The sequence below is a fragment of the Niallia alba genome (assembly GCF_012933555.1).
GTDB classification, from domain to species: domain Bacteria; phylum Bacillota; class Bacilli; order Bacillales; family Cytobacillaceae; genus Niallia; species Niallia alba.
In genome coordinates this window covers 330,674-353,218 of sequence record NZ_JABBPK010000001.1, presented here as the reverse complement: position 1 = coordinate 353,218, position 22,545 = coordinate 330,674, and the positions used below count along the sequence as shown (strand labels likewise).

Annotated in this window: 17 protein-coding genes, 1 riboswitch and 2 other annotated features; of the genes, 3 read left to right on the top strand and 14 right to left on the bottom strand. The window is 36.1% G+C overall.

Annotated features, from left to right (window positions below; translation table 11 throughout):
* Nucleotides 1–28 precede the first annotated feature (28 nt).
* On the bottom strand, nt 29–1,324 hold the full coding sequence (gene aspS, locus HHU08_RS01885; RefSeq protein ID WP_169187684.1) for an aspartate--tRNA(Asn) ligase: 1,296 nt from the start codon (nt 1,322–1,324) through the stop codon (nt 29–31).
* 117 nt (nt 1,325–1,441) lie between these two features.
* Nucleotides 1,442–1,662, bottom strand: a binding site (T-box leader).
* Nucleotides 1,663–1,803: 141 nt separating this feature from the next.
* Between aspS and shc the strand changes: the two genes are divergently transcribed.
* Nucleotides 1,804–3,696 (top strand): squalene--hopene cyclase, encoded by a 1,893-nt coding sequence (gene shc / locus HHU08_RS01880; protein ID WP_169187683.1) that lies wholly within the window; start codon nt 1,804–1,806, stop codon nt 3,694–3,696.
* Between the two features lie 76 nt (nt 3,697–3,772).
* On the opposite strand, the gene HHU08_RS01875 is transcribed toward shc, so the two are convergent.
* Nucleotides 3,773–4,201: a DUF2871 domain-containing protein gene (locus HHU08_RS01875; RefSeq protein WP_169187682.1), complete on the bottom strand. Its 429-nt coding sequence runs from the start codon at nt 4,199–4,201 to the stop codon at nt 3,773–3,775.
* A gap of 190 nt (nt 4,202–4,391) precedes the next feature.
* Nucleotides 4,392–4,641: a binding site (T-box leader), on the top strand.
* Between the two features lie 77 nt (nt 4,642–4,718).
* Here HHU08_RS01875 and ileS point away from each other — a divergent pair.
* A complete protein-coding gene (gene ileS / locus HHU08_RS01870; RefSeq protein WP_169187681.1) occupies nt 4,719–7,811 on the top strand; it encodes an isoleucine--tRNA ligase in 3,093 nt (1,030 codons plus the stop codon).
* A 158-nt stretch (nt 7,812–7,969) separates the two neighbouring features.
* Complete coding sequence (locus tag HHU08_RS01865; RefSeq protein ID WP_016201368.1) at nt 7,970–9,148, top strand: DHH family phosphoesterase; 1,179 nt, start codon at nt 7,970–7,972, stop codon at nt 9,146–9,148.
* An 83-nt stretch (nt 9,149–9,231) separates the two neighbouring features.
* On the opposite strand, the gene HHU08_RS01860 is transcribed toward HHU08_RS01865, so the two are convergent.
* The 12 genes from HHU08_RS01860 to HHU08_RS01805 form a co-directional block, all read right to left on the bottom strand.
* A complete protein-coding gene (locus tag HHU08_RS01860; protein ID WP_016201369.1) occupies nt 9,232–9,663 on the bottom strand; it encodes a VOC family protein in 432 nt (143 codons plus the stop codon).
* A gap of 161 nt (nt 9,664–9,824) precedes the next feature.
* Nucleotides 9,825–11,882: a response regulator gene (locus HHU08_RS01855; RefSeq protein ID WP_169187680.1), complete on the bottom strand. Its 2,058-nt coding sequence runs from the start codon at nt 11,880–11,882 to the stop codon at nt 9,825–9,827.
* A gap of 69 nt (nt 11,883–11,951) precedes the next feature.
* Nucleotides 11,952–14,657: a hybrid sensor histidine kinase/response regulator gene (locus HHU08_RS01850; protein ID WP_169187679.1), complete on the bottom strand. Its 2,706-nt coding sequence runs from the start codon at nt 14,655–14,657 to the stop codon at nt 11,952–11,954.
* A 407-nt stretch (nt 14,658–15,064) separates the two neighbouring features.
* Nucleotides 15,065–15,670, bottom strand: coding sequence for a precorrin-2 dehydrogenase/sirohydrochlorin ferrochelatase family protein (locus tag HHU08_RS01845; RefSeq protein ID WP_040342651.1), 606 nt, complete (start codon nt 15,668–15,670; stop codon nt 15,065–15,067).
* The gene (locus tag HHU08_RS01840; RefSeq protein ID WP_169187677.1) at nt 15,651–16,418 is read right to left on the bottom strand and encodes a sirohydrochlorin chelatase; all 768 of its coding nucleotides are present in this window, start codon (nt 16,416–16,418) and stop codon (nt 15,651–15,653) included. The genes HHU08_RS01845 and HHU08_RS01840 overlap by 20 nt, the downstream gene beginning before the upstream one ends.
* The gene (gene cobA / locus HHU08_RS01835; RefSeq protein WP_016201374.1) at nt 16,418–17,188 is read right to left on the bottom strand and encodes a uroporphyrinogen-III C-methyltransferase; all 771 of its coding nucleotides are present in this window, start codon (nt 17,186–17,188) and stop codon (nt 16,418–16,420) included. The genes HHU08_RS01840 and cobA overlap by 1 nt, the downstream gene beginning before the upstream one ends.
* Before the next feature lie 118 nt (nt 17,189–17,306).
* Nucleotides 17,307–17,912, bottom strand: a complete 606-nt coding sequence (gene cysC / locus HHU08_RS01830) for an adenylyl-sulfate kinase (protein ID WP_101729100.1) — start codon at nt 17,910–17,912, stop codon at nt 17,307–17,309.
* A gap of 14 nt (nt 17,913–17,926) precedes the next feature.
* Nucleotides 17,927–19,075, bottom strand: a complete 1,149-nt coding sequence (gene sat / locus HHU08_RS01825) for a sulfate adenylyltransferase (protein ID WP_016201376.1) — start codon at nt 19,073–19,075, stop codon at nt 17,927–17,929.
* 64 nt (nt 19,076–19,139) lie between these two features.
* Entirely contained in the window at nt 19,140–20,216 is a 1,077-nt protein-coding gene (locus HHU08_RS01820; RefSeq protein ID WP_016201377.1) for an inorganic phosphate transporter, read from the bottom strand.
* Nucleotides 20,217–20,235: 19 nt separating this feature from the next.
* A complete protein-coding gene (locus HHU08_RS01815) occupies nt 20,236–20,952 on the bottom strand; it encodes a phosphoadenylyl-sulfate reductase (protein ID WP_016201378.1) in 717 nt (238 codons plus the stop codon).
* Nucleotides 20,953–21,182: 230 nt separating this feature from the next.
* Nucleotides 21,183–21,302, bottom strand: coding sequence for a YezD family protein (locus HHU08_RS01810; RefSeq protein ID WP_407939854.1), 120 nt, complete (start codon nt 21,300–21,302; stop codon nt 21,183–21,185).
* A gap of 214 nt (nt 21,303–21,516) precedes the next feature.
* Nucleotides 21,517–21,623: riboswitch (SAM riboswitch) on the bottom strand.
* 225 nt (nt 21,624–21,848) lie between these two features.
* Entirely contained in the window at nt 21,849–22,436 is a 588-nt protein-coding gene (locus HHU08_RS01805; RefSeq protein WP_016201380.1) for an ECF transporter S component, read from the bottom strand.
* Nucleotides 22,437–22,545 lie beyond the last annotated feature (109 nt).

The following is a 22,545-nucleotide window of genomic DNA, read 5'->3' as shown; positions in this document are numbered from 1 at the left end:
TTATGAGTACTAGACTTAAATAACCATTTTATGGAATAATCCTGTCGCAATCTCTCGGAAACGCGCTTGCTTCCCGAATATTTCCTAGGTTTAGAAACTTCATGATAATTCGTTCTAAGCCAATTCCAAACCCTCCATGTGGTGGAATTGCATATGCAAAAGAATCGATATATGCCTTAAACTCATCTGGGTTTAGTCCCTTTTCTTTAAAAGATGCTATCAGCTCTGCTTGTCGATGAATTCTCTGTCCGCCTGAGGTAATTTCACTTCCTTTATATAAAAGGTCAAATGAATCAGTTAACACCGGATTCTCCTTATTTGGCATTGTATACATCGGTCTAGTTGTTCTCGGATAGTTGGTTATAAAAACAAAATCACTTCCGTACTTTTCCTTTATATAGTTTCCAATGCACTTTTCCCCTTCTGTATTTAAATCTCCTTCTGGGGAATCCTTTTGATACTTCTTCTTTAATAGTTGCTGTGCCTCTGCTAATGTCATTTGGGGAATATCGTTAATCACTGGTATTTCAACCTTTAGTATGTCTAACTGTTTCTGACAATGCTCCTTCACATAATCAAAAGTATATTGAAGAACCTGCTTTTCCATCTCCATTACTTCCTCGACGTTTTCAATAAAGCCCATTTCGACATCTAGCGAGGTATATTCATTTAAATGTCTAGAGGAATTATGTTCTTCTGCTCTATATACAGGAGCAATTTCAAACACTCTTTCAAACCCCGCTCCAACCATCATTTGTTTATAAAATTGCGGAGATTGAGCTAAATAAGCATTTTTATCAAAGTAGTTAAAGGTAAAAACATTGGCCCCGCCTTCTGCTCCTTGTGAAACGATTTTAGGAGTGAAAATCCGGGTGAACCCTTCCTTTGTTAAGAACTCTGCAAAACCTTTTACAAACATGGATTGGACTGTAAAAATAGCATTTATTTGCTCGTGTCTTAAAGATAAAACTCGATGATTTAATAAGTGGTCTAACCCTGCATTTACTTTTTTCTTATTAATTTCAAATGGCAAAGGATCCGCTTCAGCTAGTACGATTAATTCGTTTACTTGCAGTTCTACTCCATTTGCTGTTTTATCCGTTTTTACAAGAACTCCAGTCACCCGAACTACACTTTCTGTTTCTATTTTCAACTGATTTTGCTCCTGCTCTAAAACACATTGTACTGTTCCAGTACGATCTCTCAATAACAAGAAGCCAACCTTTCCTAGTTGGCGAATTTTCTTCACCCAGCCCTTTAATATTACTTCTTTACCAATATGTTGCTCACACTCAGAAATGAGTACCCTTTTTGAAAATTCCATATCGTTGTTCCTCCTAAAGTTAGTAAATTCTCTTGATTCATATCGTTATCATCATCGTCATCCACGGTACTCACCTCCTTAAATTTATGCAAAAAAACAACAAAAATCCGCCCCTATAAAAGGGACGGATTATCCGCGGTACCACCCAAATTGTTCTTTTAAAAAAACCACTTGTATCATAACGGTGACGGCCGGTTACTTCTACTAGTTAGTTATACAACGTTCAAAGTAACACTCACAGATGTCTTCTCCTAAGACTTCAACACAATCTTTTCAGCTGCCGACTGCTCTCTTTTGAAAAAGTTTTTTAGGATACTCCTTCTGATCTACATGTTCGCTCGATGAAATTATGTTTTATTATAGTCCTCTATCTTTCCAATTTCAACCACTAAAAAAAGAAAATATAAATATTTCTGAATATGACTTTCCCTAAGTTGCATAAAGTTTACTAATACGATGTTGAATTTGAGGTGAGCTTATTGAATACATTTCTCGAATCGGTTAAAACAGAACAACAAAGACGTGTAAAAGAACTTGTCGAACATCAGCAAGCAAATGGATCTTTTCCTTTTCGTTTTCAGGGAAGCTTAATGACAGATGCATTTTATATCATCACCATAAGAGCTTTAGACATCCAGACAGAAGAAGAAAATATTCGCCTTTTAACGAAGACACTGCGTGCCACTCAGCATAGAGAGGGCTATTGGAAAGCATATAGTGATGAGCCTAACGGGCATTTATCCGCAACCATTATTGCGTATACTGCTCTTTTATACTCTGGACATTATTCGAAGAACGACAATCAAATGAAGAAAGCAAAAGCATTTATAGTAAAAAATGGCGGATTAGCGAAAGCTCATTTTATGATAAAATGGATGCTTTCCGTCAATGGTCTTTACCCATGGTCCCATATGATCTATATTCCGATGACATTTCTACTTTTGCCCACCTTTCAACCTATTAATTTCTATCAGTTTAGTGCCTATGCTCGTATTCATTTCATACCAATGTTAATAGCAGCGAATAAAAAATTCACTATCGATGCTAAAACAAAACCACAGCTAGATGACTTATTTGCAAGAGATATAGCCCTTTATCCATCCTATGCTCACTTAGAAGATGAGCGCTCTCCAATTACCTTCCTATGGAAAGAGATGAAACGAATAGGAAAATTCCCGTCTTATCTCCATCACCTAGGCTTTCAATACGGAGAAAAGTACATGTTAGATCGACTAGAAGAAGATGGAACGCTTTACAGTTATGCAAGCGCAACTTTCTTTATGATTTATGCACTACTTGCGCTTGGCTATAAAAAGGACTCTCCTGTTATTCAAAAAGCAGTTACTGGTCTCTCATCCCTCATTGATAAAAGAGGGGAACAAAGTCACCTCGAGAATTCTACCAGCACCGTTTGGGATACAGGGTTAATTAGTTATACGTTACAGCAAGCGGGAATGGCTACTGACACTACCCCGATAAGAAAAGCAACGAAATATCTACTGACAAAACAGCATACAAAAAAAGGAGATTGGCAGGTTCATAACCCCCATACAGAACCTGGTGGATGGGGCTTTTCTGACATTAATACAAATAACCCAGACAATGATGATACCTCTGCAGTTTTACGAGCCATAACAGCTCCAGCAGCAATAGACCAAACTGTCCATCAGGCTTGGCAAAAAGGAACAAACTATTTACTTTCCATGCAAAACAGAGATGGAGGATGGGGAGCCTTTGAAAAAAATACCGATTGGGAAATACTTAAATTAGTTCCAATTGAAAATGCAAAAGATGCAGCAATTGATCCTTCTACTGCTGATTTGACAGGAAGAGTGCTAGAATACTTGGGAAACTTTGCGCATTTAGACTACACGCATCCTCATATAAAGCGAGCCAAAAGCTGGCTAATCGACCATCAGGAAAAAGATGGTTCTTGGTATGGCAGATGGGGTGTTTGTTATATTTACGGAACATGGGCAGCAATTACTGGTTTAGCCGCTGTTGGTATGGATGTAAATCACCCAACAATCAAGAAAGCTATAGCTTGGTTGAAAAAAATTCAACAATCAGATGGAGGATGGGGCGAATCTTGCCAAAGCTGTGAAAAATTATCCTATGTGTCTCTCCCATTCAGCACAGAATCACAAACGGCTTGGGCTGTTGATGCATTAGTTGCAGCAGGGGAAGGAGCAAGCAAAGAAGTAAAAAGGGGAATAAGCTATATACTAGAAAAAAAACAAGAGGATGATGCAATTACCTATCCTACAGGAATTGGTTTACCAAATCAATTCTATATCTATTATCATAGCTATAATAAGATTTTTCCATTATTGGCTCTTTCCCATTATATAAGCGATAGAAAAACAAGGTAGCAAAGCTTTACCATAAAATCGATTGTTTTTCCGAAGCAACACTCCTACGAATTGGCTTCGGAAAAACAGATCTTTTCTACTTCGTTCGAATATTTTCGCTATGATTTTTTCTCAAAAGAAGAAAAAACAACACTAATCCAATCGTAACAGAAATATGGCCTAAGCCTGCAATTCCAGAAATAGCAGAGTCTACCCCAACTGATAAATCAAATTCAAGCACTTGCAGTGTCCCACGAATAATCATTAATGTAATCGTTGAAAGTACACCAATATTATAAAAATAAAAGAACACATCAAAATTTTTAAGCGTATGTATTTTCATCGTATAACAGAATAAATAGACAATCAGCATAATCATCATTCCTAAGGCAAATGAGTGGGTATGAACAACGGAGAGCTGAGTTTCCCCTGCAAAATCTCTCATTTTTGTAAATTCTCTATAGTAAACACCACTAACTAATCCTAAAATAGCATAAAAGAAGGCTATATTTAATACTTTCTTCATGTCTCTACTCCCTTTCAAGCCTATTCAATCACTACCTACCATTCTAACAAAATCCCAGTCTCGATACTATGACAGATTTGTGGCTGTATTTTCACTTATTTATTAAGCTTTTTTTCATGATGAAATATAGGCATATGCCTCTTGAACTTCCCATTTAAAAGTGCTATCCTATACAAAACATTCCAATTCATAGAAATCAATGAAGAGAAAAAGTACGTTTTGTGTCCCTTTTAGCGAGCTGGGTATGGTGAAAGCCAGTAAGGAAAGCAAACCGGAAAAATCATCTCTGAGATGCAAGGCTGAACCGTTAGTAAGTCTTGACGGATTTCCACCGTTAAAAGGAACACGTATGATAGTACGTTGACTAAGCGCTGTTTGCTTTTTTGCCAAACAGAATTTGGGTGGTAACGCGGGTTATGAATAATACACTCGTCCCTACAAAGGGACGGGTGTTTTTTATTTCCGAAAATATCTTTCTATACTGGAATGTTTACTGATTAAAAATGGAGGGATATGCATGGAAAAACCAAAAGAAACAGACAGAGCCCGTGAAAAAAGAATACTCGCCTTTTGGGAAAAAGAACGAATTTTTCAAAAATCAATCGAACAGCGCAAAAACAATGATTCTTTTGTATTTTACGAAGGACCGCCAACAGCTAATGGCCTTCCACACGTCGGCCATGCACTAGGCAGAACTATCAAAGATATTATTGCCCGCTTTCAAACAATGAACGGAAAACAAGTAATTCGCAAAGCCGGTTGGGATACCCACGGACTCCCTGTTGAATTAGGGGTAGAAAAAAAACTCGGTATTTCTGGAAAACAAGAAATCGAAAAATACGGGGTTATTCCATTTATTGAACAGTGCAAAGAAAGTGTATTCTCTTATGAAAAGCAATGGAGAACCTTTACGAAAGAATTAGGATATTGGGTTGATATGGATGAACCATATATGACCATGAGTAATGAATATATGGAATCGGTTTGGAATATCCTTGGAACTATTCATGAAAAGGGCTGGCTGTATAAAGGACACCGCGTCTCTCCATACTGCCCTAGCTGCCAAACCTCCTTAAGCTCACATGAAGTGGCACAAGGCTATAAAGATGTAAAAGATTTAAGTGCAACCGTTAAATTTAAATTAACTACAAAAGCAAATGAATATATACTAGGTTGGACAACGACACCTTGGACGCTACCAGCGAACGTGGCCTTAGCAGTTCATAAAGACTTAGATTATGTAAAAGTAAAAGTAGGGGAAGAAATATTCATTGTTGCTCAAAATAGATTGCAGCAGGTTATTGGCACAGAAGGGGAAGTAATCGAACAATTAAAGGGATCAGCCTTAGTTGGTCTCTCCTATTCAGCACCATTTTCCTATATTCAAGTTGTGAAAGGTCATACCATTCATCATGGCGATTTCGTCACAAGTGAAAGCGGAACAGGAATTGTCCATATTGCTCCTGCTTATGGAGAGGATGACTATCGACTTGTGCAAGAAAACAATCTTTCTTTTGTACACGTAGTCGATGAAAGGGGAAGATACAAAGAATGTATTCCTCCTCTAGCTGGCGCCTTTGTAAAAGACGGGAAAGTGGATGTGGAGATAATCAAAATGCTTCACCAAAAGGGGTTGTTATTCCATAAAGAAAAGTATGAACATTCCTATCCACATTGCTGGCGCTGTGACACAGCTCTTTTGTATTACGCGACAGAAAGCTGGTTTATTAAAACTACTGCCGTAAAAGAAATGCTTATCACTAGAAATCAAGAAGTAACTTGGCATCCTGAGCATATAAAGGATGGTCGTTTCGGAAAATTTCTTGATGGTTTAGTCGATTGGAATATAAGTCGAAACCGATATTGGGGAACACCACTAAATGTTTGGCAATGTACTTCCTGTCAAAAGGAGATTGCTCCAAAAAGTATTGCACAAGTAAAAAAATATACTAAGGCCCCATTTGACCAGTTAGAATTGCATAAACCTTACGTAGATGAACTTGTCTTAACATGTCCATCTTGCAGTGGAGAGATGTATCGAACACCTGAAGTAATCGACGTATGGTTTGATAGTGGCTCCATGCCATTTGCCCAATATCATACTCCATTTGAAAATAATGAAGTATTTCAACGGCAGTTTCCTGCAGATGTTATTGTAGAAGGAATTGACCAAACAAGAGGATGGTTTTATTCGCTATTGGCTGTATCTGTCCTCTATACTGGTAAAGTACCATATAAGAATGTTGTGGCTACAGGGCATGTATTAGATGAGGATGGGCAAAAAATGTCTAAAAGTAAGGGCAATGCGCTAGACCCTGTCCAGCTTATCCAAACATATGGTGCAGATGCACTACGATGGGCGCTTATCGCAGATAGCGCTCCATGGAACCAAAAAAGATTCTCAGCAAAAAATGTCCAAGAGGCAAAATCAAAAATCATTGATACATTTTTAAGTTTATTTCATTTCTACTCCTTATACGCTGAGATAGATGGTTTTGAGACAGATTTACCTAAAGTTAAAAATATGCCTAATATGGATCACTGGATTCTCTCTCGCTTAGCAACGACGACAATGGTCGTGCAATCAGAGATGGAACAATATCAAGTGACTAATGCAGCTCGGAAACTTGGTGAGTTAATGGACGATGTAAGCAACTGGTATATTCGTAGAAATCGCGAACGGTTTTGGATAGCCGGAATGTCTGAGGATAAAATTTCTGCCTTTCAAACACTATATACTGTATTAACTCAGTTATCACAATTGCTTGCTCCTTTTACTCCTTTCACTTCTGAAAGCATTTATCTTGCCTTAACAGGGAAAAGCGTCCATCTGACTAACTTTCCTTCAAAGAATTCAGAAAGAATGAATAAACAATTAGAAGAACAAATGGAACAGGTTAAAGAGATAGTTGAACTAGGGCGAAGTCTCCGTCACCGGTTTCAACTAAAAACAAAGCAACCTTTAGCAACACTACTGATTTTCTCAGCAACGAATTCGCCAGATATCGAGCTTATTAAATTTGAGCCAATTATAAAAGATGAACTTAATGTAAAAAGCATTAACTGGATAGATTCTCAAGATAATTATGTTCAATATTCCTTAAAGCTCAATTTTCAAAAGACAGGACCAAAACTAGGAAGTAATACAAAGCAACTTAAAGAGAGAGTACAAACCGCTACACAAGAAGAGATAAATTTCTTCAGAAATAAAGGATATTTAACTTTTCAGCTAGAAAGTAAAGAAAGTGTTACCCTAGCAGGAGAGGAAATACTCCTTCAAAGAAAAACAAATTTACCTGGATATCATGAGGCCTCTAATAAGAACTTTACCGTAATGCTTGATACTACCGTATCAGTAGCATTAAAAAAGGAAGGGAACATCCGAGAACTGATTCGGTCTATCCAAGATTTGCGCAAAGAGAAAAATCTGCCTGTCGATAAAAAAATTGATTTATATATCGACAGTTCATCCATTTTCAAAAATACAATGATGGAATATCATTCCCTCATTCATAAAGGCGTTATTCTTCATAAGCTCCTCTTTGAAAGAATAGCAGAAATGAAAGAAATTCAAATAGACGGCGAAATTGTATACATTGGATTGAAATAACTATACGTAGGGCTGTCTCAAGCAGGGTGCATAACCTATTTGAGACACCTTTTTTCTTTCCAATGAATTGTTTTTCAGATTGTTTTCTAAAAGAAATTAGTCGTAAGCTGTTCTATTTTTTCCATATTAGATTATACTATTGGGCAGGGGTGAAAAAAATGTACAAACTATTATCGCATAATGACCTAGATGGAGTTGGCTGCGGCATTGTGGCAAAGCTGGCTTTCGGAGAAGACGTAGAGATTCGTTATAACTCCGTTTCTTTTCTGAATCAAGAAGTAGAAAAATTCTTAGATCAAAAAATAGAAAATACCTTCCTCTTTATTACCGATCTTTCTGTTAATGAGGAAAATACAATTCGACTAGATGATTATTATAAAAAGGGTGGAAAAGTTCAACTTATTGACCATCATAAAACGGCACTTCATTTAAATGATTTTGAATGGGGATTTGTTTCTGTTCAAGATGAGGATGGAACGTTAACTAGTGCCACTTCTTTATTATATGAATACCTTGTCAAAAATGGCTATATGACACCCTCTCCAGCGGTGGATGAATTTGTTGAACTAGTAAGACAATACGATACCTGGGATTGGGAAAGAAATAATAATTTAGAAGCACAACGTCTAAATGCACTTTTTTATCTAATTTCTTTTGATGAATTTGTTGAGAAAATGGTAACACGTTTAAAGGAAAATGAGCATTTCTTTTTTGATGAGCTAGAAGTACAGATACTAGATATGGAAGAAAAGAAAATTGACCGTTACATCCGACGCAAACGACGTGAACTCGTGCAAAAGGAGATTGATGGTTTATATGCAGGCGTTGTATATGCAGAGCAATACCATTCTGAATTAGGGAATGAGCTCGGAAAAGAGTACCCTCATTTAGATTACATAGCGATTGTTAATATTGGCGGGAAAAAGCTTGGTTTCCGTACCATTCATGATCATGTAGATGTATCCAAAGTAGCAGGTACCTATGGCGGTGGTGGTCATGTCAAAGCATCTGGCTGCAACTTAACCGATAAAGCCTATCAAAATTATTGCTTAGATACTTTTGCATTAGAACCGTTAAGAGAAGATCCAAAAAAGAATGAATACAATAAAAAAGATTCTCCACTCGGAACCTTGTTTGAAAATAAACAAGATGATATATTCTTCCTTTATCAAGTAAGCAAAAACCAGTGGGCAATCAATCATAAAAAAACCAAACTCCCGCAAACATTTCCGACCTTCTTGCAAGGGGAAATCTTCCTCCGCAGAAACTATGGGGCTTGGCTTGCAAGAGATGATAAATATATCCGCTACGTAATGGATTTTGTAAAACATAAGTAATCTATGTAAGAAAAGCAGAAGTCGGACTGTCAAAAAAACCAATGGAAAACACAAACACCATTGGTTTTTTATTATTTCATCGATTAGAACTCAATCATTGCTCCACGTTCATCAAATACCGCGCTCGGATTCCATGCTACTTCCCAAATATTATTTTCTGGATCAGCGAAATAAGAGGTTCTTCCGCCCCAAAATGCATCACTTGGTTCTCTAAGAACCTTTCCTCCCGCTTCTTTCACCTTTTCCATTACAACGTCTACTTCCTCTGGCGTATTTACAATAATAGCAAAGGTAACTCCTCTAAAGCCCTCCTTTGGATTTTGTAGTTCTATCCCAGCATCCTTCGCTAATTCCTCCAATGGAAACAAGGTTAACAAAACGCCAGCTGTCGTAAAAATAGCATATTGATTCGAACTAGATTCTTTTTCCTCCCAGCCAAGAAGTTGATAAAACCTGCGCAATTCCGGTAATTGGAAAGCTCCTAACGTTAGCAACGAAACCCTTTGTGGAACCATTTGAAATCTCCTCTCTATCATTTTTTGTATACTTTCGTTTTTTCTTTCTAGAATTCCTTTTTAAATAACATGAATTTTAAAATCCTTATTCATTTGCTATAAAGGAAATGGATTTCTAACAATAAAAAAGAAAAATAGAAGAACTGCTAGTTAAGCAATCCCTATTTTCCTTCCACTATTTCAAAATATACAGAGAATCTCGTACCATTCTCGCTTGTCTTAACTTTTATTCTCGCTTTATGACGTTCTGCAATTCGATAACACACCGCAAGGCCAAGTCCTGTACCATTGTCCTTCGTTGTAAAAAAAGGTGTTCCTAATTTATTTAAGATTTCCTCATCAATTCCAGTACCGCTATCGATGATTTCCAACACAAGATATTGTTCTTGGCAAAATGTTCTTATTGTGAGAATTCCTTCTGCATCCATAGCTTCTAAACCATTTAAAGCAAGGTTCAGTAAAAGCTGCCTTATTTCTTTCTCATCCAAATAAAGTTCAGGACAATCATCCAACTGGAGATTCACCTTTTTTCCAGTCAATAATGCCTCTGCATTAATTAAGGGATAAATAATTTCAATAATCTTATTTAACGAGTACTTTCTCTTATCGCTCGTCTTATTTTTTGCTAATGTTAGAAACTCTTTGATAATCTTATTCGCCCGATCTAACTCATCAATCATTAACTCCATATGCTCTAATGATAAATTTGAAGGATTCGATTTTCCAATTTGCAAGAATCCATGAACTGTTGTCATCGGATTACGAATCTCATGAGCTATTCCAGCGGCCATTTCCCCAACTAGGTTTAATTGATCTAGTCTTGCCATTTCCTTTTCAAAAGCCAATCTTTCTGTTATATCGTTCAAAACGATTAACACACAATTTTTATTCTCAATTGTTATAATCTCCGTAGATAATAATCCTTGCTTCTGTTCCCCATTTTTCAGCATGAAAAAGACTCTTTGATTTTTAAATGGGGTCTGCCATTCATCCTCATGAAATTTCTCTTCTAAGCCATTTATATCTTTGGATATCTCCCATTGATAACTGTCTTCCTTCAACTCTTCCATCGTATAACCTGTACTTGCCACCCAGTTTTTATTTACAGCAATAAAAACTGGGTTTTGCAAGGAACGAATTGCCATCATGCATGGACTCGCCTCGAATATTTGTTGAAATCGTCCTTCGGAAAGCATTAAATCATCTGTTACCCTAGATTTTTCCTCCCGTTCCCTATGCAGCTGATGATTCATAGATAATAACTCTAGCGTTCTTTCTTCTACAGCATGCTCTAGTTGATCAACTTGTTGTTTTCTTAATAGCTTTACCTCTTTTCTTTCAGAAATATCTCGAATCGTACATACGAATAGCTGATAATCTTCAACCATTGCATCCCCAATATATAAATCAACGGGAAAAATAATATTATTCTTCCGCTTCGCTTTTGCCTCTATCATTCTACCAATAAAATTTGGCATGAGTATATCGAAGGTAATAGGTGTCTCTCCAGAAACTTCTGATTCAACAGAATGCAAGAGAACTTCGATAGAAGACCCAATAAGGTCATCTTCTTCATAACCAAACATATTTCTTACACTTGGATTAACACTAATAATGGTTCCATCTTCATCGAAGGTGACAATTGTATCCTGTAACGCTTTCTGTAAGACAGAAGAGAATACCGTATTTTTAGTCAAATCCATTTTCGTTATTCTTAGTTCCTTATTCATTTTCTCCAGTTCTGATGTTGTTTGCCAGTTAATCTCATGGAGACTTTTCGTATGGCTTTCATAAATTTGAACAAACTGAGCCACTTTACTTCTTAATGTTTCTGGATTAAAAGGTTTTACAATATAATCAATTGCCCCTACTTGATAACCTTGTGTAATATGTTGAATATCTTGTGAGATGGCGGTAATAAAAATAATGGGAATATGTCGTGATTTTTTTCGTTCTTTAATTAATTTTGCTGTTTCAAACCCGTTTAAACCTGGCATTTGGACATCGAGTAAAATAACAGCGAAGTCATATTTTAAAATGCATTTTAAAGCTTCTTCACCTGATTTAGCAAATACTAAATGATAACGAGGAGAATTTAATACTGCTTCTAGCGCCAAAAGATTTTCTTGTAAATCATCTACCATTAAAATGTAGATTGGTTCCGATACAGAAGAAGATAGATTTTTCTTTTGTTCTATAGATTGAGCCGAATACTGCATAAATATATGAAGCCTCCTATCTATTAACAAGCCATTTACCAACGTTACCTATATATCAGTATCGCTCTATTATTCCTTATAAAGCCAAACTTGAATAAGCGAATATAATTGTTCTAAATTAACTGGTTTACTAATATAATCAGATGCTCCCGCTTCTATACATTGCTCTCGATTATGTTTCATCGCCTTTGCAGTCAATGCAATAATTGGCAATGTTTTAAACTTCTCCTTTTTTCTTATGATGGAAATAGCTTCTAAACCACTCATTTCTGGCATCATAATATCCATTAATACAAGATCAGTGTCCGGGTTTTCCTCTAAAAGATTTATACCATCCTTACCATTTTCCGAATAAAGTATGTCAATATTATACTCCTCTAAAGCTGCATGGATGGAAAAGATGTTGCGTATATCATCATCTATGATTAGGACTTTCTTTCCCGTTAAATGAACACTCTTATTAGAGTCGATGTTCTCTATTAACTCTCCCTTTGCGGTTGCAATCTGCCGATAACTCCCTTCCATAGAAATAGGTTCTTTAGCTAAGACTGTTCCCTTTTTCGTTTGTCCTTTTATAGGCAAATAAATGGAAAAGGAGCTTCCCATTCCTTCGATACTGGTTGCTTCTAATTCCCCTCCAAGCAAGCGGGAAATTTCCTTACAGATAGATAATCCAAGTCCTGTACCACCGTATTTTCTGCTAATGGTTCCATCCGCTTGCTTAAATGGCTCAAAAATAATACTCATTTTTTCCTCAGGAATACCAATCCCTGTATCCTTCACAGTAAAGGATAAAACCACTTCATCAGGTATGGCCAACTTAGAAGTATCTTCCATTTGAACAGAGAGCTCTACCTTTCCCTTTTCCGTAAATTTAAACGCGTTAGACAGTAGATTTTTTAATACCTGATTTAAACGATGGCTATCTGTTTCAATACAAGTAGGAACTTCTTTATCAATTTTTATCAGAAAATCAAGCTTCTTTTGATTAGCGATAGGAGAAAATTGGTTTTTCAAACAATTTAGGATTCCCTCCATTTTCACAGGCTCCTCTATTATCTCCATCATCCCAGTCTCAATCTTTTCCAAGTCTAAAATTTCATTAATCAACCTTAATAATTCATTGCCAGAATAATAGATTGTTTGTAAATATTGAATTTGCTTTGCATTTAAATTTTCATTTTCCTTTTCCACTAGCATTTGCGACAATATCAGCATACTATTTAAAGGTGTTCTCAGTTCATGAGACATATTAGCTAAAAACTCTGATTTATATTGGGAACTATAAATCAACTGCTGTGCTTTTTCTTCTAATTTCTTGCTTATTTTTTCGAGTTCTGCATTTTTTTCTTCTGAAACTCTATATTGAGTCTGCAGTTCCTCATTAATAGCCATTAATTCTTGCTGCTGTGCTTGCAGCTCCTCCGATTGGCTTTGTAGCTCCTCTGTCAAACGTTGTTCATCTTCTAACAATCTCTTAACTTCCAGTCGATTGATAATCCCTTGAATCGATATACCTAAATATTCCACCACTTCTTTAAGTAAACTTTGTTGCAAAGGTCTAACATATTGTAAAGAGGCTAATTCCACAATTGCCAATACCTTTCCTTCATAGGAAATAGGTTGAATCAAGACCTGCTTTGGCTCTGCCTCTCCTGACCCGGATTTAATCTTTATGTATCCTTTAGGGATATCAATAAGACTGATACTTTTATTCTCTTTCGCAGCTTGTCCTACTAGCCCCTCCCCAAGTTGGATAATAGATTGTTGTTCTTGACTATGAAAAGCATAATTTGCTATTTCCTCTAGATAACGAACATTCCCCTTCTTATTTAATAGATAAAAGATACCATATTGGGCACCAACTGCTGGTGTTATTTTGCTAATAAAGTAGTCTGCAAGAGATTCCATTGTTTCTGCCATAGAAAAATTCGTTGTAATTTCTGCCAATTGTGAATCAAGCCAACTTTTCTCTTCTGCCTTTGCACGGCTTTCTATTTCATCCTGAGAATAATTTTCTAAAGTTGTTACCATTTCATTAAAGGCACGGGAAATTTCTCCTATTTCATCCTTTGACGCAACCTTTAATCGTGGGAATTTTATACCTTTTTTGTAGGATATACCAGACATAACAGTAGTAACTTGGCGCAAATTTTTCGTTAATCCTCTAATTAAATAGATAGCTAGCGCTATACTGCATACGACCCCGACAATAATATAAATATACGTCATCAGTACAACGATATCATATGTTTTTTTCGAATTTTCTAGGTCATCCTGCATTTCTTGAATCTGTACTGTATAAAGGGAACTGGCAATTTGCAGTAATCTATTTTTTTCATCATTTTCTCTGACCCAAAAATTTGTATTCATTTTTTTATTTTCAGCTTCTATTATCTGTTGCCCTTTTTCTTCAAATGGTTCGTAAAGGATTTCAAATTTTATTAAAAGATCCTGCGCCTCTTCTCTTTTATCATTCTCTGTTAAAAAATTATGTGCTTTGTTTATTTCCTTTCTTGTATCTTCCATATGTCTCATCGTTATATCATTGAGCGTTTTAGAAGATTGGGAGGACAATTCATAAAGCTGCCTGCTTAAATTATTCACTTCATTCTTTAATGTATAAGCAGCATTTATTCTTTCTGTTTTGTCATGGACAAGTAGATGCATTTTGTCATTTTGCTGTCGAAGCATACTCAGGAGTACAATAATTAGAATGGTGATTAAAATAAAGATAATTCCTAAACCAAAATAAAGCTTTGTACTAAATCTCATGTATCCTCCTATCAATCTACAGTTTAAAAGGCGAAGCTTGGAAGATTATTTTTTTATAAAGTGAAACTTCCTTCAGTGGGGGTTCCTTCCTCCCCCACTGATGGTTAGTTGAACCAATCGGACCTTTACGGACAGTTGATCTCCCACTTCTCTTCCTCGCATACTCATAAGCTTGAGGGGAGTCTTACTGGCCGTTAAGAGTGGGATAAACAAATGAAGACTTTTTAAAGTTATGTAAATAATGCCATTATAAGAAAATTATATGTTAAATAAGGAAATGACACAATATGATAAATGGATGAAACTAGGAGTAACAGAGATGGAGAACAACATAATACTTGGAGACAAAAAGTAATTTTTATAAAGGGTACTAAAGTATTAAAAAACTCCTAAACCTGGTTATCTGTTTAAAGGTTTAGGAGTTTTTCATAATAAATATGTCTTAAAGTTGCCGATTCTTTATAAGCATCATCTAATATCTCTCCTAAGATAGCATCAGAAACTTCCGGAGAAAGTGACTTTTTCTTTATAAGAGTACGAACCTCAAATAAAAAATCAATATACGCAATATAATTATCATCATACGTATGCTGCCATTCTTCCTTTATCTTCTTTGCGAGTTTCGGACTTGCCCCATTAGTGGAAACAGTTAAATGAAGACGCCCCTTTTTAAAGCTAGCAGGAAGCTGACAATTTCCTTCTTCATAGGAGGAAGCATCATTAACCAAACTAATTGATTTAAGTTGTTGGGAGATACGACGATTTTCTTGCGAGTCATTAGTTGCTGCAACGGTTAGAAAGGCTTCGGCAAAATCCTCTTCCATTCCTTTTCTTCTAACCAACTTTATTTCTCCGTTTTTTGAAAGTTCTTCTATTTCACTACAAACTTCAGGGCTAATCACTGTTACACTTGCCCCTTCCGCAAGAAGCATTCTTACCTTTCGATAAGCAATCTTGCCACCACCTACTACTACACAATATTTATCCTTTATATCAACTAGTAATGATAGCATATTCGTCACCAACACTCATTTCTTCTATTCTTTCTTTTAAAATCTCTGCAATGAATGGATCATAGCCTAAATAAGGAGCCAACACGTATTCCTTATCAATACTGTTCATTTCTTTGATTGTCTTTTCCATGGATTTCATTAAAATCCCCGTAAAAAGCAGATAGGGAATCACTAATATATGGCGGTAGGAAGAATGTTCTGCCATTTGAAGCGCTTCTTCAAAGCTAGGTTGTGCTGCTGTTAAATAACAATCTTGTACATCAATCCGATCTACTTGTTTTTCGATTAAAGATGCGATTTTACCTAAATCCCGTTTCACATCTGGATCACTACTGCCACGCCCAACAAGAATGACATGGATCTTTTCATCGTTTTTTTTGTAAAGGGAATTATTTCTGATTTTATCTGACACAATTTCAACCATTTGAGGATGAACACCAATCGGCCTGCCATATTGTAATTGGACGTGCGGATATTCCAATGAAAGCTTTTCTAATACTTCTGGAATATCTTTTTTAGCATGGGCCGCTGTAAGCAGCAGAACCGGTATAATACGAATAGTAGTAGCACCTTTTTCTACGCAATTTCGAAATCCTTCTTCTATGGAAGGTTCCGACAACTCTAAGAAGGAATATTCTTGTATGCCTTGAAATTCATTTGTCTCCATACACTTCTTAACAAATGAGATAGCCTGCTCGCTTGCCTCTTTTACTCTGCTTCCATGACATATATATAATACTGCTTCCATTAAACTACCTCTTTCGGAATGGTTTCTCCGAAGCTTTCCTCAAACCATTGGATTTTCTCTCTCATTTTTACTACTTCGCCAATCACAATCATACATGGATTTTCAATCTTCCCTGTTTCTGCATCCTCTATTACATGATACAAGTCCGTTATAATTGTTTTTTGTTTAAAGGTTGTTCCCCAATTAATTAATGCAACTGGTGTAGTGCTATTTTTTCCAAAAGACAGAAGCTTTGACTGAATATATGGTAGATTTTTCACTCCCATATAGATGGCCAGAGTATCAATTTGAGAAAGTGCCTCCCATTTAATATGGTCTTCCTCTCCATTTTTCATATGTCCTGTTACAAACGCAAACGAAGATCCATAGTTACGATGAGTCACCGGGATACCTGCATAACTTGGCGCAGCAATGCCTGCAGTAATGCCTGGGACTATTTCAAAAGGGATCTGATTTTTTGCTAATTCTTCGGCTTCTTCTCCACCTCTTCCAAATACAAAAGGATCACCGCCTTTTAGCCTTGTTACGATTTTGCCCTTTTTGGCATGTTTGACCAAGGTTTGATTGATCAACTCTTGCTTCATGGCATGATGATGCGGCAGCTTACCGCAATAAATCAGTTCAGCTTTGGGTCTGGCATATTCTAATAACTCTCGATTTACTAAGCGATCATATAAAATAACATCTGCATTTTTGATACATTTTAGTCCTTTTACCGTTATTAAATCTGGATCTCCTGGTCCTGCACCTACTAGGTATACCTTCCCCATTTTATCCACCCTTCTTGTTGTTTCTTTATAGGATCAATTAAAAAAGTGGGGAAAGGAAATAACGATGAACGGAAAGTAATTATCTTGACTTTCGCCCAAGTTTCTCCTTTTCCCTACATTAAGAGATATAATAACCTTTTCCTTTTAAATATTGTACGATTTGTTCCACACACTCTTCAATAGAATGTTTTTCGGTATCCACTATTATTTCTGGATGAGCCGGTTCCTCATACGGAGAACTAATCCCTGTAAATTCTTTAATGATTCCTTTTCTTGCCTTCTCATATAATCCCTTTGGATCTCGAGCCTCACAAGCCTCTATCGAACACTTTATATATACTTCAATAAACTCATTATCTTCTAATAAAGCCCTTACTCTATCACGATCTTCTTGAAATGGAGAAATGAAGGCAGTTAATACTACTTGGCCACTGTCTACAAACAGCTTGCTGACTTCTCCTATTCTTCTGATATTTTCTTTACGATCCTCATCTGAGAATCCTAAGTCTTTATTAATTCCAAAACGAATATTATCTCCATCTAACACATAGCTATTTGTTTGTTCTTCAAATAATCTTTTGGCAACAGCATTCGCAACCGTTGATTTTCCGGAACCAGATAACCCAGTAAACCATAATACATAGCTGTGATGCTTGTTTCTTTCTCTTCTTTCCTTCTTTGTTACAGCATGGTCATGCCATGTAATATTTGCACTTTGGCTCAAAAGTTCTCTCTCCTTTAAGAATGAATTTCTTGTTTCTGCAATCCTTTGATCAACACTTCCACTACTTCTTTACGGCTAAATGTACTTGGTGGAATCTCTCCATTTCTTAAAAGTTCACGAACCTTCGTACCAGATAAAATTTCATGATGCTCACTGCCATGTGGACAAGTCTTTGTGGAAGCCATGTTTTCGCATTTCTTACAATAGAAACTATGTTCAAAGAATAATAGATTAATTCCTAGCTCTTCTTGTGTAAATTGATCGAAAATTCTTTGGGCGTCATAGGTTCCATAGTAACTTCCGACACCAGCATGATCACGACCTACAATAAAATGAGTACAGCCATAATTCTTTCTAACCATGGCATGGAACACTGCCTCTCTCGGCCCTGCATAACGCATAGCTGCTGGGAATACTGCTAGGAAGACACGATCCTCTGGATAGTAATTTTTTAATAGTACTTGATAACTTTCCATACGTACATCGGCTGGAATATCATCCGCTTTTGTTTCTCCTACCAATGGGTTTAAAAATAAACCATCCACTATTTCAAGGGCTGATTTTTGGATATATTCATGGGCACGATGAACAGGATTTCTTGTTTGGAATCCGACTACTGTCTTCCACCCTTTTTCTGCAAACACTGCTCTCGTTTCCGCCGGGTCTAAGTAAAAGCTACTAAAATCTGTTTTTTCTACTTTCTTTAAAAGATTAATTGGGCCGCCAAGATAAATATTTCCCCGGTCATACATTTTCTTGACACCAGGATGTGCTAAATCATCGGTACGATAAACGGAAACAGCCTCTTTATTTTTATCAGGAATATAAATATCCTCCACTGTAAGTACACCATACACTTCTCCTTGATGTACTAATTTTACGGTTTCGTGAAGTTCAATAGTTTCTGATTGTTCTTTTGAAATAGGCAATGTAATAGGAATACTCCACACTTCTCCAGTTGACAAGTGCATGTTATCTACCACTGCTTCATAATCTTTTTGTGATAAAAATCCTGTTAGTGGGCTATACGCTCCGTTGCCAATCAACTCCAAATCACTAAGTGCAATAGTGTCTATTTCTAGTTCTGCCGTGAGTTTAGATACATCAAAATTAGGGTTGTATAAATTAATTAATTTTCCACCATGTGGTTGGCTTAGTGACATTTTTAGCACACCTTTCTTTTTTCGACTATTTTAGTAGTTAACTTTTTTTACTAAGTTATTAATTTTAAATACCGCCACCGTCTTCATAAATAGTACTGTTATCTTCACGAATGGTTTTCATTAAACTTATAATTCCAAGTGTAGCAATACATACACTAAGAATGATAAGAACACTATAGATATCTGCTTTAATAAATAATTGAACCAAGCTATACGAAATAACTAGTGATAAAATTGGAGAAACAAGCCATACCTTAAATATTCTTAACACCAATTTCTTTTTCAGTATCTCATATCCATTCTTAGAAACACCTATTCCTATAATTGCAGAGCTAGTTACTTGTGTTAACGGAACTGGTATTCCAAAGATAGACGCAATCATTACTAATGTTGCACCGGTTCCTGAGATTAATCCTCCTTCAAGCTTGCTAAATTGAACAATTTTCTTTCCATTTGTCTGTAATACTCTACCACCTAAGAAAAAGGCGCCAATTGCAATAAAGAATCCTCCAATAACTACTCCTGTATTCATCGATATGAGATTGGCACCAACTAATGGGCCAATAGAGTTTGCAACATTGTTCATTCCTGCTGAGAATGCTTCAAAGCACCCAATGATAATGACAAAAATCGATAAATATTTTTCATTGTTTGGATTGCGGATCCATTCATTTTGATCCTCTAACTTCCTTATATATTTCCCAGCACCTAAGGCGATAAAAAAAGAAACAATAGGAACTAAAATCCAAAAGAAAACAATCCATAAAATATTAGCAATATACAAACTTTTGAAGGCCACACCTACTCCTACTACACTACCAACTGTAATTTCACTTGTTGATAGGGGAATCCCCATTATATTAGCAATAAATAAGGAGAGAGCCGCTGATGATAAAATGATTAAGACGATTTTGGCATCAAGGATATCACTTGGAATGAGCCCTTCCCCAACCGTTTTTACTACTTCGCTTCCTCCAATAACAGCGCCTAGAAAAATGGCAACCCCACATATGAGAAGAGCAACTCTTTTTTTAGGAATGGCGCCAGATCCATATGCAACACCAAGACTTGCTGCTGCACCACTCGCGCCAATGTTCATTGCAAAAAACAATGACATAATACCTGCTAAAATAACGATCATATCCCTATACCTCTACTCCTTATTGTAAGTGTAACCCACATTCTGTTTTGCCTTTTCCTGTCCATCTTCCAGATCGTAAATCATCCATATTAATGGCAGGCTGTGTACATGTCCTGCAGCCAATGCTAGGATATCCCTTATCGTGAAGAATATTGTAATCTAAAGAATTCTTATGGGCATATCTCCAAACATCTTTCCATGTCCAATGAATAAGCGGACAAACTTTAACGGACTTGAATTTATTATCTTTATTAAAATATTGCGTATTTTTTCTTGATTCGGATTGTTCTCTTCGAAGGCCTGATATCCAAGCAATCGGTTCAGACAATACTTCATTTAAAGGAATAACTTTACGAATCTCACAGCATTTATTTGGATTTGATAACCAAAGTTCATCTCCATATTGAGCAGCTTGTTCTTCCAATGTAATCGCTGGTTTTTTCATTTCAATTTGCAAATCTGGATACCGTGTTTTTACTTTTTCAATTAATTTATATGTTTCATCAAAATGTACATCTGTGTCTAAAAAGACAATATGTGCATCTTTTTTTATTTTGGAAATTAAATCGATTAGGACAATTCCTTCTATTCCAAAACTACATGCATAGACAATATCATCTTCGTACGTATCATAAGCCCACTTTAAAACCTCTAAGGCTCCCTTTGTTTCCGTTTCACTTGAAAAGTCAACAGGAGGATACGTATCAATAGTTTCATAAGTTAATAATGGACTCATAAAAAAACCCTCCAATCTTATTAGAAAAACGTTAATACCTATTTAAGCAAGGGCAAAAGCCGCTAGTCCCTTTTACCAAACACTAGTTCAACTATCACGGATTATGTGACAATTAACACAAAAAGGCAGCTTTAACCCACTTTCTCAGTTAAAGTTGCCTCTAGTTTTCTAGTCAGCCTCTTTATAAAACGCCTTAATCAGAATATTCCCTCATAACAGGCTACTACCACTTATTTTCCTAAGCGTATTTTTTCATTTTTTTCAATTTGGATTATTTTCCCGTCTTGTATCACTAATGTGACAGATCCAAATTTCATGGTTTTTAGAATTGCCTCTAATTGAGTTTTCACTTTGTCTAGCTGATTTGTTTCCCCCACCAACAAATCCCTCCTTAAGAAAGGTGAAATCTTTATAAAACCTTTTGAATAGCCCTTATGCCAGACATTTTTTGATATCCAATACTCTTACCAAATGGCTGTTTGAATTTTTAGCGTTTAGAAATAGACAAACCCAAAAGATAAAGAAATCCTTCCCATTCGGAAAGATTGTAGGTACTTATTCCTTACCTTATCTTTCAAAATGGTTATCCATTTTGTTGGATTTAGCACCTTGCCTGTGAGCAGGTTGCCGGACTTCTTTGGGCCAATTCCCTCAGTCTCTCTTGATAAGCATCGTTATTTTCTAAATTTTATCATAATTGTTATTATTGTCAATAAGTTTTACTAGTTGTTTAGTCGGAATTATTTTTGGTATCTCCTAGTATTTAAGAAGGGAGATACTCTCTCTCATTATATAAAATAAGATTTTACTAGTGCATGACCAAACTTAAAAATGACCCTTTTTCTTTTGCAAAAATAGCTGATTAGCACTAGGCTACATCAGCTATTTTCCATTTCTTATTTCTTTCTTATTTTTAATAATGGCTTGGCAATGATTGGCGTTAAAATACCTGATAAAATCGCTTCTGGGACCCCATTTGTACCAACAACGGCCAAGATTGCGGGTAGAAGTTTTTCTACATTCACTCCAATAGCATTTGCATAAGGTTCTCTTACAAATAAATAGACAAAGCCAAGCACAAGAATAGTATTGGTTAAGGACCCAATAACACCAGATATACTCATTGCTAAAGTCTCATTCATTCTGTCTTTCAGTACTTTATAAAATAAGATTCCTGCTACAACTCCAATCATTACTCTTGGAAAAACAGATATCAATGGATTTGTGAAAATTATCGGTGCTAGGGCACTTGTTGGAAAAGTGAATGCGCGAATAAACGTGATAACTCCCCATACTCCTCCGATAATCGCGCCATCTAATGGTCCTAAAACAATCGCCGCGATAATAACGGTAACCGGAATGATTGTTAAGCTTAGTGCAGGAGTCGGGATATATCCTAATATCGGAACGAAAGTTTGAATAATTATAATTGCTGAAAGCAGTCCTAGTAGAACCAAGCGAGTTGTTTTATTTTTTTTCTTCATCTGCGAGTAGTTCTCCTTATTAGAAAAAGGAAGGTTCATCACTTTTTCTTCTATATAATAAAATTCCTTTGTTATCATACTACAAACGCTAGTCATTTTTCTATGATTA